The organism is Chryseobacterium shigense, assembly GCF_900156575.1.
In the GTDB taxonomy this organism is placed as follows: Bacteria; Bacteroidota; Bacteroidia; order Flavobacteriales; family Weeksellaceae; genus Chryseobacterium; species Chryseobacterium shigense.
Map to the genome: position 1 here is coordinate 556,462 of NZ_FTNY01000003.1, position 15,251 is coordinate 571,712.

At 39.1% G+C, this 15,251-nt stretch carries 12 protein-coding genes; 7 read left to right on the plus strand and 5 right to left on the minus strand.

Features of this window, described 5'->3' with window-relative positions:
• Positions 1–28: 28 nt before the first annotated feature.
• From BW964_RS12020 to BW964_RS12035, 4 genes are all read right to left on the minus strand, one after another.
• Positions 29–667 (minus strand): 50S ribosomal protein L25/general stress protein Ctc, encoded by a 639-nt coding sequence (locus tag BW964_RS12020; RefSeq protein WP_076507473.1) that lies wholly within the window; start codon positions 665–667, stop codon positions 29–31.
• Positions 668–722: 55 nt separating this feature from the next.
• Positions 723–1,661: a ribose-phosphate pyrophosphokinase gene (locus tag BW964_RS12025; protein ID WP_076507475.1), complete on the minus strand. Its 939-nt coding sequence runs from the start codon at positions 1,659–1,661 to the stop codon at positions 723–725.
• An 85-nt stretch (positions 1,662–1,746) separates the two neighbouring features.
• Positions 1,747–3,297 (minus strand): SGNH/GDSL hydrolase family protein, encoded by a 1,551-nt coding sequence (locus BW964_RS12030; protein ID WP_076507476.1) that lies wholly within the window; start codon positions 3,295–3,297, stop codon positions 1,747–1,749.
• Between the two features lie 10 nt (positions 3,298–3,307).
• Positions 3,308–4,546, minus strand: a complete 1,239-nt coding sequence (locus tag BW964_RS12035) for an OmpP1/FadL family transporter (protein ID WP_076507478.1) — start codon at positions 4,544–4,546, stop codon at positions 3,308–3,310.
• A 280-nt stretch (positions 4,547–4,826) separates the two neighbouring features.
• Here BW964_RS12035 and BW964_RS12040 point away from each other — a divergent pair, with 280 nt between their 5' ends.
• The 6 genes from BW964_RS12040 to BW964_RS12065 all read left to right on the plus strand — a co-directional run bounded on the left by BW964_RS12040 (position 4,827) and on the right by BW964_RS12065 (position 13,095).
• The gene (locus BW964_RS12040) at positions 4,827–6,230 is read left to right on the plus strand and encodes a PSP1 domain-containing protein (RefSeq protein WP_076507479.1); all 1,404 of its coding nucleotides are present in this window, start codon (positions 4,827–4,829) and stop codon (positions 6,228–6,230) included.
• Positions 6,223–6,687 carry a gliding motility lipoprotein GldH gene (locus BW964_RS12045; RefSeq protein WP_076507481.1) on the plus strand — a complete coding sequence of 155 codons (465 nt, stop codon included), beginning with the start codon at positions 6,223–6,225 and terminating at the stop codon, positions 6,685–6,687. The genes BW964_RS12040 and BW964_RS12045 overlap by 8 nt, the downstream gene beginning before the upstream one ends.
• A gap of 6 nt (positions 6,688–6,693) precedes the next feature.
• The gene (locus BW964_RS12050) at positions 6,694–9,072 is read left to right on the plus strand and encodes a transglycosylase domain-containing protein (protein WP_076507482.1); all 2,379 of its coding nucleotides are present in this window, start codon (positions 6,694–6,696) and stop codon (positions 9,070–9,072) included.
• Between the two features lie 75 nt (positions 9,073–9,147).
• A complete protein-coding gene (locus tag BW964_RS12055; protein ID WP_076507484.1) occupies positions 9,148–10,689 on the plus strand; it encodes a protein adenylyltransferase SelO in 1,542 nt (513 codons plus the stop codon).
• A gap of 88 nt (positions 10,690–10,777) precedes the next feature.
• Complete coding sequence (locus BW964_RS12060; RefSeq protein ID WP_076507486.1) at positions 10,778–11,743, plus strand: T9SS-dependent choice-of-anchor J family protein; 966 nt, start codon at positions 10,778–10,780, stop codon at positions 11,741–11,743.
• A gap of 74 nt (positions 11,744–11,817) precedes the next feature.
• Positions 11,818–13,095: a DUF6080 domain-containing protein gene (locus BW964_RS12065; protein ID WP_228432004.1), complete on the plus strand. Its 1,278-nt coding sequence runs from the start codon at positions 11,818–11,820 to the stop codon at positions 13,093–13,095.
• Positions 13,096–13,142: 47 nt separating this feature from the next.
• On the opposite strand, the gene BW964_RS12070 is transcribed toward BW964_RS12065, so the two are convergent.
• A complete protein-coding gene (locus BW964_RS12070; RefSeq protein ID WP_076507487.1) occupies positions 13,143–13,700 on the minus strand; it encodes a sporulation protein in 558 nt (185 codons plus the stop codon).
• A gap of 182 nt (positions 13,701–13,882) precedes the next feature.
• Between BW964_RS12070 and BW964_RS12075 the strand changes: the two genes are divergently transcribed.
• Positions 13,883–15,244 carry a c-type cytochrome gene (locus BW964_RS12075; protein WP_076507489.1) on the plus strand — a complete coding sequence of 454 codons (1,362 nt, stop codon included), beginning with the start codon at positions 13,883–13,885 and terminating at the stop codon, positions 15,242–15,244.
• Positions 15,245–15,251: the final 7 nt, after the last annotated feature.

The window sequence follows — 15,251 nt, forward strand, 5'->3', positions numbered from 1 at the left end:
TTTATATTGTTTGTTGAATAAGAAAATATTATTCTGCTGCAGTTTCTTCTGCTGGAGCTGCTCCTTCTTCAGTTGCAACTTCTTCGTCCTCATCATCTTCTGCTACTGCACCACCTTTCATTGCATTTCTAGACATCTTAACAGCTACTACCACTGCATTGTCCGGGTGCACGAAAGAGAATCCTTCAGTTTTGATTCCTCCTACATAAAGTTTGTTACCAATTTTCAATGAAGTAACGTCTACAACGATCTCGTCTGGCAAGTTCGCAGGAATTGCTTTCACTTTCAATTTTCTGAAAGACTGACGTAAAACACCACCAGCCACAACACCTTTAGAACGTCCTGTAAGTCTTACCGGAACTTCCATCACTACTGGCTTATCGTCAGATAATTGGTAGAAGTCTACGTGTAAAATTTTGTCCGTAATCGGGTGGAACTGAATATCCTGAAGAACTGCTGGAATTGTTTCTCCGTTTAGTTCAATAGATACCGTGTGTGCTTCAGGAGTGTATACTAAACCTTTAAAAGCTTTCTCTTCAGCAGAGAAGTTTAAAGGAGCTTCACCTCCATAAACAACACAAGGAACTAATTCAGCATCACGTAAAGCTTTTGTAGACTTTTTGCCCACGCTTTCTCTTTTTGTACCTTGAATTGTAATAGATTTCATTTATAAAAAATTTAAAAAATTGTTCAGTTTAAATTTGCAAGTTGCTAAAAATCAATTAAATAATAAACTTACTGCTAATTGATTGATGCTCGTGTACCATCGTCATAACATCCGCAAATAATGGGGCGCAAGATAGCACTTTTATTTTAGTTGACAAATTATTTTTAACAGGTATTGAGTCAGTTACAATAACTTCCAGCAATTTGGAGTTCTCAATATTATCGTAAGCTTTTCCGGAAAGGACTCCGTGAGTAGCCATCGCTCTAACAGATTTTGCTCCTTTTTCCATCAAAATATCTGCTGCCTTACAAAGTGTACCCGCTGTATCGATCATATCATCAATAAGGATCACATTCTTCCCTTCCACATCACCAATAAGGAACATTTCTTCTACAACATTTGCTTTTTTTCTTTCTTTATAAGCAATAACCACTTCAGCACCCAGATGACCAGCATAGTTCTTTGCTCTTTTTGCACCTCCCATATCCGGAGAAGCAATGGTAAGATTATCCAGATTTAAAGCTCTGATATAATCCACAAAAATACTGGAAGCATAAAGGTGATCTACCGGAATTTCAAAGAATCCCTGGATCTGATCTGCATGAAGATCCATGGTCATGATTCTTGTGGCTCCTGCTGCCGTCAAAAGATTAGCAACCAGTTTTGCTCCTATCGGGGCTCTAGGCTTATCCTTTCTGTCCTGTCTTGCAAGTCCGAAATAAGGAATCACGACAGTAATACTCTTTGCGGAAGCTCTTTTCGCTGCATCAATCATCAATAGAAGTTCTAGAAGATTGTCTGCTGGCGGGAAGGTAGATCCGATTAGGAAAACTCTTCCTCCTCTTACAGATTCATCCAAAACGGGTTCGAATTCCCCGTCGCTGAACTCCTGAAAGTTGATTTTTCCTAACTCTTTCCCATAATGTTGGGCAATGTTTTCTGCCAAGTCCTTACTGGTTCTTGTACAAAATAGATAACTTAACTGATCGGCCATTTTTACTTTTTAAAGATTTTGCAAATTTAAAAAAAAACCACAAGAATTACTCTTGTGGTTTCTAAGTTTTTATTTTCCTGTATTATTACGGGAATTTTATTCCTGAATATTTATTAGGATCTACCTGTGGCAGGGAAGATTTATAAGTATCATTGATTGATTTAATAAATTCATTGGCAATAACGGCATATCCCCTTCCTGTAAGATGTACCCCATCTAAAGAGAATGCTCCCCCTGTAACAAATTTAGCGGTATATTTTACGCCATCAAAAGAAATTCCTGACTGAGTTCCAAGCTCTGTCATTTTCTTATTCGCGTCAACAAAAGCATAACCTTTAGCGGTTGCTGCCGCCTTAATAGTGACGTTATAAGCATCAATGGCAGTATTAATTTCCGTTACTTCAGTGCTTGTCAATATATAATTATCTGCAAACGGATAAGCGATTCCTCTTGCTCCAAGGCTTGCAGGAACTCCTGCAGGAACCGCCTGCAATGTACCTATAGCAGCTTTAGTCGTTAAAGGAACAAGATCTCCTGTCTTTGCCTGTCTTGCCTGTCCGTAAGTGGCACCAAGATAAGAAGCCAACGCCATCAAAGTAGGATTTCCTGAAGCAGTAGCGGCAGCAGTAATCTGTACTCCCAGCGGTGCTAAGCTCTCATCCTTGATAAGAAGAGGATTAGCAGCGGTTTTGGAAAGGGGCTTAATTCTGTCACCCGCTCCTAAAGCAGTCAAAATTTGATTTAAAGGACCGTAAATCTGTGCATTCAATGCATCAATTGTTGCATTTCCAGCTGTTGCATTTCCACTTCCTAGTACAGCTGCCGTTAAAGGATTAATCGGGATTGTTGTCAATGCAGGAATAGAGGTTACACTTGGAATATTTGCAATTACACCTTTGGCATTGGTACTTGCAATTTCATTCACCAAGGCATTATAATATTGTGTAAACTGAGCCGGAGGCGTTAAAGTCTCAACAGAGCTGTCTGCCCCAGCCAGCGCATATAAAAGGGCATCATTATTTCCTATCCAAAGAGAGAAGAACGTCGGATTTTGTTTTTTAAAATCTTTTATAACGGACGTAGTTGGCTCAGAAGCAAATCTTACGAAATAAGGGTTTGCTGTTTTTGCGGCTACACCCTGAACATTTCCGTAGTTATCGGCTAATAAATGGGCTACTTTCGCACCTGGAACTCCCATATTGTTAAAAGGACCTGTTAACACCGTATTCGTTAAAGTCGTCGCAACATTAGCGTTTGCATATTTTAAATCTGGTGAACCATCTATAAAAGAACTGATATAAAGTTTAGTATTTGCTATCTGCAATGTACCCAGCGGAGTTGCCAAAAGAAGACCTCCATTATTATCAGGCATTAAAGGTTGTTTAAAGTCTCCACCTCCCACTAATTTCATCTGTTGTGCAATCATAGAAGGATAAGATTCATTTTGCCCATCCATATAAAGGGCACCGTCTCTATATCCTGAAGTCAGGGAATTTCCTAAAGAGACATATTTGCTAAAATCAGCATTTCCTTTAGTCACCTGAATATCTTTTACATCAGTATCGAAGTCATTTTCACAACTTGTTGTAAAAAGAAGGGCAGAAACGGCAAGTGTTGATATTATAATTTTTTTCATAGTCTTTCAATTAAAATGGGTTGTACGATAAACCTAAACCAAAGTAAAATGCCTGAGCTTTCGCCTGTCCGTTAAAGCCAAGAGCAGCATTTCGCACCTCTCTGGCCTGAGGAAGCGCATATCCACCTGCGACATCCACTCCAAACTGCTTTAGTTTAAAGCCTACCCCTCCGGTAATCACGTAGGTATTAAAAGAAGGTGTTTCTGCTATAAAGTGGTCGTCAGAGTAAGGAGATTCGTCATAATAAGCTCCCAGACGTCCGAAAATCATATCTGTGAATGCATATTGAGTCCCTAATCTGAAAGTTTTTGAGTTTTTAAAGTTTTTAGGAGCAACCAATACGGTAGGATCTGGCTGATTTCCAACAGGAGCATTCGCAAAGTCTAAAGTCAACTTGCTGTATCTTTCCCATCCGTGATAGTTGAAGTCAGCTGAAATCAACCATTTTGGGGTCACTTTGTAGGTTAAACCAATCGTATATTCTTCAACTAATGGAAGTGTTGCTGTAAATTTATCCTGTCCCGTACTTGGATCAAGTCCCAGTAAAGGGTAAATAGAGGCAGACGGGAACTGGAATGTAGCCGTTCCTTTCTTAGCCTTCATGTCTACAGGAGAGCGGTAAGCAATACTCACGTCCAATTTTGGATCAGGTCTGAAATAGAAACCAAATCCATAACCGCTACCGCTTGCTTTTTCGTCTTTAATATTAAGTTCACCCCCAAACTGTGTTACTGCTTTATCCCAGTTCACTTTGCCTTTTGCGTAAATATAGCTTGCCCCGAATGATACCCAAGGCGCCAATTTCACAGAAACCATAGGCTGGAAATAGAAGCTCTTCAGCTCCAGTTTCTGCACCATCTCTTTTCCCTCCCAGTCACTAGGCCACTGGATTGTACTTCCGAAAGGTGTTGTAAAACTGAAACCAACAGACAGGTTCTCTATTGGTTTGTACGCAACCGCAGCATATAACGGAGTACCGATAGGATTATCTGTTTCTGTACTCTGTAAAGTATTCAAGTTTTGAAAAGTAACTTTATTACTTGCACCAAACCCTCCTGCTACTATACTCAGTTTAGAAGGAATGAATGACATACCCGCTGGGTTAAAGAATGCCACACTTGCATCTTCGGCATGAGCACTAGTATGCGCCATTGCCAATTGTTTTACTCCCTGCAGAGATACCCTGAAGCCTCCCGCATAAGATAAAACACCCGCCAATAAAGCAGTTGATACTAATATTTTTTTCATAGACTGTTATTATATAACCCAAATATAAAATTAATTTGAATACACCTGTTAATATTTCTTAATATTTTAAACAATATACGAAAAGAAAATTATGTTTAAAATAACACTTTAAAAATATATCCACCTAAACCCATCTACTGTAGCAACTTATCAACTTTTATCACAGCTTATATTTTTCACGTTTAATCTTAAACAATGGCTATATTGAATATTTAAGTATTTTAGAATTGCATAAAGATAAATTTACATAAATTTGCAAGATTATAAAAAATAGTTATATATGAGTTGTGGATGCAAAACATCCGGCGATTCTGCCCATTCTTGCGGACCAAAAAAAACCGCGAATGGATGTGAAAGTGTAAATACCTGTGGTAATAGTTATAAATTAAGTGTTTTCGATTGGCTTTCTAACATAAACAATCCCTCATCGAATAGGTGCGATTTTGTAGAAGTTAGATTTAAAAATGATAGAAAATCGTTTTATAAAAATGTAAATAATATTCCTTTACATATAGGTAGCGTAGTAACAGTAGAATCAAGCCCGGGACACGATGTAGGTGTTGTAAGCCTTACCGGAGAATTAGTAAAGATTCAGATGAAAAAGAAAAAATTTCCTGAAGAATCGATACTTAAAATATACAGACAAGCTAACCAGAAAGACCTTGAAGTCTGGCAGGAAGCGAGAAAGAAAGAGGATGGCGTAAAGCTTGAAGCAAGAAAAATAGCACACAGAATAGGACTTGAAATGAAGGTCACCGATGTAGAGTATCAGGGAGATTCTTCAAAAATAACGTTCTATTATACTGCTGACAACCGAGTGGATTTCAGACAACTGATCAAAGAATACGCCGGTGCTTTCAGAACTAAGATCGACATGAAGCAGATTGGATTCAGACAGGAAGCTGCAAAAGTTGGAGGTATAGGATCATGCGGAAGAGAACTTTGTTGTTCCACATGGCTTACCGATTTCAGATCTGTCAATACCAATGTAGCGAGATACCAACAGCTAAGCATCAACCCGCAGAAGCTGGCAGGACAATGTGGTAAACTGAAGTGTTGTCTTAATTATGAATTAGACAGCTACCTTGACGCACTCAGCCACTTCCCTTCTTCTTCTACAACATTGGACACGGAAAAAGGAAGAGCCTTCTGTATCAAGATCGACGTTTTCAAAAAGAAAATGTGGTTTGCTTATGTGGATAGCTCTATGGCATGGTATGATTTTGATATCGACCTTGTTAAGAAACTCATCGCCAAGAATAAAAGAGGTGAAAAAATTCTTCCGCTAGAAGATCTGAAGCAGCCTGACACCCCTGTACAAACCATCGACCTGATCCAGGAAAACAATATGGACAGGTTTGAAAAGAAGAACAGAGGGAACAACAACAGGAATAAAAACCAAAACAGACCTAACAACGGAGGGCAGGCACAGGCACAGCAGGGACAAGGACCAAGAAAAGGCAGACCGGAAAGGACTGAGAAATCCGAAAGACCAGAAAACCCTAACGCGAATGCTCATTCCGGAAATCAGCCAAGACAACAACAGAAACCACAGACGAAACCGCAGCCAAAAGCACAAGCGGAAAAAACCGTCCCCCCTTCTGATCCGGAAATAAAACAGCAAAACCCGAACAAGAAAAATTTTAAAAAGAAATATCCTCCAAAAAAAGATAAAAATGCGTAAAATTTTAGGATTATTACCTCTCATCCTTTTCTTTAGCTGTCATTCTTCCTCGGGAGAAAACGTCATCATGAACTCTGTTAACAACAAGTGGAGTAAGAAAAGCGAGCAAAAATTTAATCTTGAAGTTTCAGATCCGCAGAATCCTAAAAATATTATATTTGTCGTAAGAAATAACAACAGTTATCCTTATAGTAATATAAGATTTATCGTAAACTTCACCAACCTACAGAACAAAAAGAAGGAAACAGACACCCTGAATTATGTCCTGGCAAAACCAAACGGAGAATGGCTTGGTACAGGTTTTGGTGACACGAAGGAAGCATTATTTCAGTATAAACTGAACTATAAATTTCCGGAAAAAGGGAAATATGAAATCAGCCTGATTCAGGCGATGAGAAATGATAACCTTCCCGGAATTGAAGACGTTGGAGTAAAACTAGAAACGGCTAAACCGTAACCATCAATGGAAGACAACAGACAAAACGCAGGAAACAAGGGAAAAACCTTCCCGCTTCCTCCCAAAAAAAAGAAAGATACCTCTTGGAAAAGATGGGTTAAATTTATTTGGATTGGACTCATTGCAGTCGTTTTAGGTATTTCAGGACTTTTCTTCGCTGTTTCCCAAGGCTTTCTTGGAGAAATGCCGGATGTGAAAGAACTTGAAAATCCGGATATCTATGTCGCTTCTGAAATTATTTCATCAGACGGTGTTACTTTAGGCAGGTTTGAAAAAGAAAAAACACAGCCTATCGTCTATAAAGATCTTCCTCCCTATCTTATCTATGCCCTTCAGGCTAAAGAAGATGAGCGATTCAAAGAACACTCAGGCATTGACCTTCAGTCTATTGCAAGAGCTGTAGTCTATGGAGGTGGACGAGGTGGAGGTTCTACCATTACTCAACAGCTGGCGAAGCTTCTTTTCACAGGATCTGCCTCTCAGAATAAAATTGAAAGAGCATTTCAGAAACTGAAAGAATGGGTTGTTGCCGTAAGTCTTGAAAAAAGATATACCAAAGAAGAGATCATCACCCTGTATTTTAACAAGTTTGATTTTCTTTTCAATGCAAACGGCGTAGAAATGGCTTCCAAAGTTTATTTCAACAAGAAAACTTCGGAGCTTACCCTTCCTGAAGCAGCTACTTTTGTAGCCATGCTGGAAAATCCAAGAAAAAATAACCCTTACAGATATCCTGAAAAAGCAAAGGAAAGAAGAAATGTTGTATTGGATCAGATGCAGAAAACAGGATATATTGATCAGGCTACGTATGAAAAAGCCATCAGCACTCCTATATCAGTAGACTTTCATCCTATTAAAAATATTACAGACGGATATTCTGCTTACTATAAGTTCTATCTAAGAAAAGAAATCGACAGATACCTTGAAGGCTATGAAAAGGAAACCGGTAAGAAGCTTAACCTGTACAAAGACGGATTAAAAATATACGTTACCCTGGATTCCAAAATGCAAAAATATGCGGAGGAGGCCATCAGAGAACACCTTACTGATGTTCAGAAGAGATTTGATGCGGAACAGCGAGGAAGAAAAAACTGGCCTTTCTACTATCTTAATGACAAGCAGATCAAAGATGTAATGATGCAGGCTGTAAGGAGAACCGGACGTTATAAGCTATTAAAAGCGGATGGCATGCCTGAAGATTCCATCATTATGGAGTTTAAAAAACCTACCAAAACATCACGATTCACATGGAACGGAGAAGAAGAAGTGGAAATGTCTCCATGGGATTCTATCAGATGGCATAAGAAAATAGCACAGGCAGGCTTAATGTCAATGGTTCCGGGAAGTGGAGAGATCAAGGCCTGGGTTGGTGGTATAGACTGGCAGCACTTCCAGTATGACCACATCAAACAAGGGAAAAGACAGGTAGGATCTACATTCAAACCTTTCGTATATGCTACAGCGATTATGAAACTGGGTATGACCCCATGTTCTACTGTTTCTAACGCAACCTACGATCACAAAGGATGGCATGTTCCGGGAAGAGGAGGAATGCTTACGTTGAAAGACGGTTTAGCGCACTCTCAAAACCCGATTGCAGCCAGACTTATTGAAATGACCGGTGTAGATGCCGTTATACAAACAGCAAGAGACCTTGGCGTAACAGAAGATATTCCTAGAAACAATACCATTGCTTTAGGTTCATCCGACATTACCATTTATGAAATGTTAGGGGCTTACAGTACATTCGCCAACTATGGAAACTACAATAAACCGGAAATGATCTGGAGAATTGAAGATGCCAACGGAAGGGTGATCAAAGAAGTTAATGTAGAACCGAAAGAAGTAATGAACCCAATGTACGCCTACACCATGATTGAATTGATGAAGGGTGTTGCACAATACGGTACGGCTTCCGGAGAACTTGGAAGAAGAGGAATCTCTAAAGGCGTGGAAATTGCAGCCAAAACAGGAACTACACAGAACAACTCTGACGGTTGGTTTATGGGAATCACGCCAAAGCTGGCCACAGGAGCCTGGGTAGGCTGGGAAGACAGAGCCACCCACTTCTTAGGAACTGGTGAAGGTCAGGGTGCGAAAATGGCATTACCGATCTGGGCTATCTTCATGAAGAAAGTATGGGCTGATAAATCGCTGGGAATTACCCCTGATGACAAATTCACCAGACCATCTGACTGGAAAGACGGATGTTCCAATTTAAAAGGATTAGGTGAAGGCTATGGAGACGACGGAGGACTTCAGACCATGGATGAGATCAAGAATCCACGGGCCGCAGATCCCACCCCTAAAAACAATACAGACAAAAAAGAAGAAAATATCAATGACAATCTTCATTCAGCCGATGAGGTAGATTTCAATAAATAAATTCTCTTTTAGAAATACACAAGACCTTTCAATAATTTGGAAGGTCTTTTCTTTTATAATTAATACCTTTGATCTATGAATATTGAACAGATTAAACAACCTTTCACCGATATATTTCCAGGGGACCTTTCCGACAATCCAATGCAGAGAAACACCCCAAAGGTTTTATTTTCAACAGTAAAGCCAGCCGGCTTCAATGCACCGGAACGCATTGCTTTTAACGCAGATCTTGCAGAAGAAACAGGACTTGGGCAGTATGAAGAAAAAGATCTGGATTTTCTCGTAGGAAATAACCTTCCTGAAAATGTAAAGACCTACGCTACCGCTTACGCTGGCCATCAGTTTGGAAATTGGGCAGGACAGCTTGGAGACGGAAGAGCAATACTTGCAGGAGAAATCATCAATAAAGACGGAAAGAAAACAGAAATTCAATGGAAAGGCTCCGGTGCAACACCCTACTCAAGGCATGCAGACGGGCGAGCAGTATTGAGATCTTCAGTACGTGAGTACCTGATGAGTGAAGCGATGTTTCATCTTGGAGTTCCTACAACAAGAGCTCTGAGCCTTGCTTTCACCGGGGAAGACGTAGTAAGAGATATGATGTACAACGGAAATCCACAGCTTGAAAAAGGCGCAGTGGTCATCAGAACCGCCGAAAGCTTTCTGCGTTTTGGACATTTTGAACTGATGTCTGCACAACAAGAATATAAAACCCTGCAGGATCTGGCTGACTTCACTATTAAAAATTACTACCCGGAGATTACTGCAGATGGGATCGATAAATACAAACAGTTCTTTGAAAACATATGCACCAGAACCGCCAATCTGATGACAGAATGGTTCAGAGTAGGATTTGTACATGGTGTTATGAATACCGATAATATGTCTGTTTTAGGATTAACGATAGATTACGGTCCTTATTCAATGATGGATGAATACGATTTGAATTTCACCCCTAACACGACTGATCTCCCAGGGAGAAGGTATGCTTTTGGAAAACAGGGGCAAATCTCTCAATGGAATCTATGGCAACTTGCAAACGCCTTTCATCCGTTAATCAAAGATGAAAAATTTTTAGAAGATACTTTAAATCAGTACGGAACTTATTTTTGGGAAGCTCACGATAAAATGCTTTGCAGAAAATTCGGATTTGACAGACTGCGGGAAAGCGATGAAGATTTTTTCACCAACTGGCAGGGACTGATGCAGGAACTTCAGATGGACTATACTCTGTTTTTTAATCAGCTTGAAAAACTAAATACGCAAAGTGACATCAAGTCTCTATTTGAGCGTGTATCGTATGTGATTTTAACCGATCAGAGAGTGAAAAAACTGGAGGACTTCACCAGGAAATATGAAGCCCGGCTTTTATCGAATACCATTTCAAAGGAAGAATCATCAGAACTGATGAGATCTGCAAATCCAAAGTTTACCTTACGGAATTATCTTCTTTATGAGTGTATAGAAGAAATTAATATCGGAAAAACAGAAATGTTTGAAAAACTCACAAAGGCTTTAGAAAATCCTTATCTGGAATTATATCCCGAATTCTCCGTAAAGCGTCCAGCAGCGTATGATGACACAACCGGATGCTCTACGCTTTCATGCAGTTCTTAATAGATAAAAAACATTAAATATATAATTTAAATGCATTTCTTACATCATAATACTATTTTTTCACTACTTTTAGAAAAAAAATATTATTATGAAGAAAGCTCTCTTTTCTCTAAGTATATTACTTGGGATTACAGCATCAAATGCACAGACGGTATTATTAGATGAAGGCTTTGAGTCTTATACTAATTTTGCTATTACAGGCTTTGGAAACTGGCTCACTTTAGATTTAGACGGCCTGAATACGTATACAGGTGGAGGTCCTGTAATTGGAGGAGCAACCTCTCCATCCTGGACTGCGAACTGGACCAATAGAGGACTGCCTATGGCTTTTCAGATTTTTAATCTTAGCGCGAGCAATGCAACCAATAATGCAACTTCAACCGCTGCAGATGAAGAAATCAGAAATTTCAGCCCGCATGCAGGACAAAAATGTGCTGTATCATGGGCAGGGGTACCATCTACTACTGGAGGAGCAACGGCCAACAATGATTGGCTAATCACTCCTGCTCTAACTTTAGGGACCAGCGCCAACATTTTGACTTTCTGGGTAAAAGCTTTATCACCAGTTTTCACTGAAAGTTATAAAGTAGGAGTATATACAGGAAGTGGCAATCCAACTTCAGCCGCTAATTTCACGATTGTTTCATCACCAGCAACATCAACAGCTCCTTTTGCTGCATGGCAACAAGTCACCATTAATTTAAATGCTTATGCAGGGCAGACTATAAGAATAGGATTCCAGTATATGTCTTCTGACCAATACATGTTTATGCTGGACGATGTAAAAGTGACGGCTACCGGCGTACTTGCTACCAATGAAGCATCTTCAAAGGCAAAAACAACAAATTTATATCCTAATCCTACAACTGGAGAAATCAATATCAAAACTGATAAAAAAGTAAAAATGATTTCTGTTATGGATATGGCAGGGAAAAATGTAACGACAACAGAGTCTGAAAGAGCAGACATTTTCTCTTTACCCAAAGGGACCTATATTGTTAAAGCAGAATTTAATGATGGTACATCCACCACGGAAAAAGTCATCAAACAGTAATAACAATATTACAATCATCAAAGCTCATCGGAAATGGTGAGCTTTTTTATTTTATTTTTGCAAAAAATTGCCCCGTGTCTTTCATTAAAACAAAACTCATCAACCTCCTGAAGCAGGTATTTCCCTCAACCAACACCGAACTGGCTGTATTTCTATTCTTTCTAATCTGCTATGGTATTCTGGGATCTTATATTGCGATTCACTACAGAATCATCTTTGACAGCAGAATTCCGTGGGATGCCTATTTCAGTTTTGACAACAAAGCTATTGTGATGACCGGAGGAAGCTTTGAGAGACATCCCCTGGCTTATTACTTTTTTAATTGGATACGAGAATTTTCGTTACTGATTTCAGGTGGGAAAATGGACGAAACTTTTCGGCTTACCCTTGCCTGGCTTAGCAATACAGCCATAAGCCTGTGTATGGTTCAGATTTTCAAATATCTAAAGAATATTATTGGACTTCCTCTACAATTCAGTGTATTGATGATCCTGTTTTTCGGTCTTTTTTCTACAAGCATCATTCTTTCTTTTACGCCCGAAAACTTCACCTACACGCTGCTTTTGCTCAGCATTTACAATCATTACGCAGCCACAAAACTAAAAAAAAATGGAAAAATTTCCGGATCAGCACTTACACTTGCAGGAATTACCATCGGTGGCCTCACCATTACCAACCTTGTGAAGGTTTTTATTCCTGTTTTATTTGAAAAAGATCTCTTCAGAAACTGGAAAAAATTTGGAAATGCCGCGTTTCGCGTACTCCTCACCACCGCATCTTTTGTATTTCTTTATTTGTTGAGAATTGATTTTAAATATGAAAACATTCTCTCAAAAACCAACCAGCAGTATGAAAAGTTCTCCAACGTAGAATCTATTCCGGATTGGGATATGATGCTTTCTTACTTTTTTGGAGGCAGCGTTTTATTCCCGAGTTTCATGACAACAGACAAACACAACATGAAAGGATTTGACTTCAAAGGTCTTCTGATGGAACCTTATTCTTCATCATTTTGCTACGCTTTTATCGCTGTATTATTAGCACTTATTTTGTGGAGTTATGTAAAGAATTTCAAAAATAAACTCGTTCAGATTCTTGCTGTTTCATTTCTTGTGGACATTGTGATTCACTGCATTATGCGGTTTGGGCTTCACACTTCATACATCTATGGAGGACACTTCGTTTTTGTTTATCCGCTGCTTCTGGGATGGCTTTTTTTCGCCTATAAATCACACCCAAAAATTCTATCATTTTTAACCATGACAATGATTGTATTGTTTGTTTTCCTACTGGCTAATAATGCTTTCAGAATGGCAGATTTTTTCCGGTTTTTAGAAACCTACTACCAATAAAAAAAGCTGAGAAAATTCTCAGCTTTTTGTTTATATCCTTATGATTTTTATCTGGCTTCAGAACAGAATATCCTGTACTGTACCGCAACTGCAGATTTAAAGTATTCTCTTATTTTTGAAAGATCTGATGCTGCACTTTGTTTGGTGAAGTAGCTTCCTGCCAAAATTTTATAGTTAGGTCTTAAAGAAGCATCCGTTTCTACCTTAAGGTTCGGGAATCTTTTTCTGAAATAGGATTTCACCTCATTCGCTTCTTCGTTACTTTTTACCGTTGTGATCTGAATTTTAAACCCTAGAATTCTCGGATTTTTTCTACAAATCTCAGCATTGCTCAGTTCTCTGCTCGGAACATAGATCTTTGGAGGCTTGGAAGTGGTAACAATTCCGCTATCTGTATTATTTTCTCTTACCGAAGATGCTGAAGATCCTCCCACAGTTCTCGAACATTTATCTTCAATAGCTCCCAAAGCAGCGTTTACTTTGGAGTCCATCGTCATGATTAGCTCTGTTCCTGACAGAGTATCCTTTTTAACAACCTGTTGGGCTTCAACACTATAAAACCCAAATAAAGAGAGTATTGAAAATATTTTGATTAAATTTCTCATTTAAACTTGTTTCTGCAAATCTATTAAAATTAAAAAATTATACCAAACAACACTATTTAGAATCAATACAAATTAAACGTAAATGATATTTTCCCTTTTCCATATACCGTTAAATTCCTGTTAAAAATATTATTTTTGCGGAATTGATTGGTTCAATATTTTACTAACATAAGATAATTTAAATGATTAGTTGGAGAAAGCATTATAAACAAACGTTGATCGCAATAGGCTTATTGCTATCGACAAGTGCTTCAATTTACGGGCAAGACGGCGATCCTAAAAACGGAGAGAAACTTTTCAAAGCGAATTGTACTGCATGCCACGCGCTGGACAAACAAGTTGTAGGACCCCCTCTTAAGGGTGTTGTAGAACGTGTAAAGACAGAGGGTGGTGTAGACAAGGATTGGCTTCACAAGTGGATCAAAGACAATAAAGCTCTAAGAGCTTCTGGGGATAAATACGCCAATGAGATTTTCGAAAAATTTAATAAGACTGAAATGCAGGTCTTTCCAAATCTTACAGATAAGGATATAGACGACATTTTAGCATTCACAACTAATCCTCCGGCTCCGGAAGAGAAGAAGCCGGCAGCAGGGACGGCTACAGCAACAGACGGTGCTGCGGCTCCAGCTAATAATACTACAGCAAGTGTAGTTATTATTTCGCTTCTTGCCATTGCAGCTCTATTGGTTTGGATCCTGATTAAACTGAGACAATTGGTTAAATTAGGTCAGTCCGAAGACTTGGCAGGACTTAATGAAACAAGAATTAAGTCTTTCAGCGAGATTTATGAGAAGTACCACTACGTAGGTAAAGCAGCATTGGGTATTCTTGCCCTTCTGGCCGCTTACGGAGTTTGGAACTGGATCATGTGGATCGGGGTGTACAAGGGTTACAAGCCTGAACAGCCTATCTACTTCTCTCACAAAATCCACGCTGGAGAACAAAAAATTGACTGTCAGCTATGTCACTCAAGTGCCAAGTATGGTAAAGTATCTGAAATCCCATCTATGAACGTTTGTATGAACTGTCACAGAACGATTTCTGAATACAACGCAGACCATTACATGGAGCCAGGAAAAGATAAAGCATTCTACGACGGGGAGATCCAGAAGATCTATGCAGCTACTGGCTGGGATCCTGCAAAACAGCAGTACACTGGAAAAACACAACCGGTTGAATGGACCAGAATCCACAACATGCCAGACTTCGTGTACTTTAACCACTCTCAGCACGTAGTAGCAGGTGAACAAGCGATCATCAATTCTTTCAACAAAAAGAATCCAAACAACAAAATTGATGTTGTATGTAAAGCTTGTCACGGAAAAATTGATACAATGAATGTTGTTCAAATGGCTAACGACTTCACCATGGGATGGTGTATCGAGTGTCACAGAACGACTGAGGTTGATATGAACAACGGTTATAATAAAGAATACTTCAAGAATCTACATGACAAGTTGAAAAAACAATATCCTCAGGATGGCGGTAAGATCACTGTAGATGCGATTGGAGGTCTTGAGTGTGGTAAATGTCATTATTAATAACTAA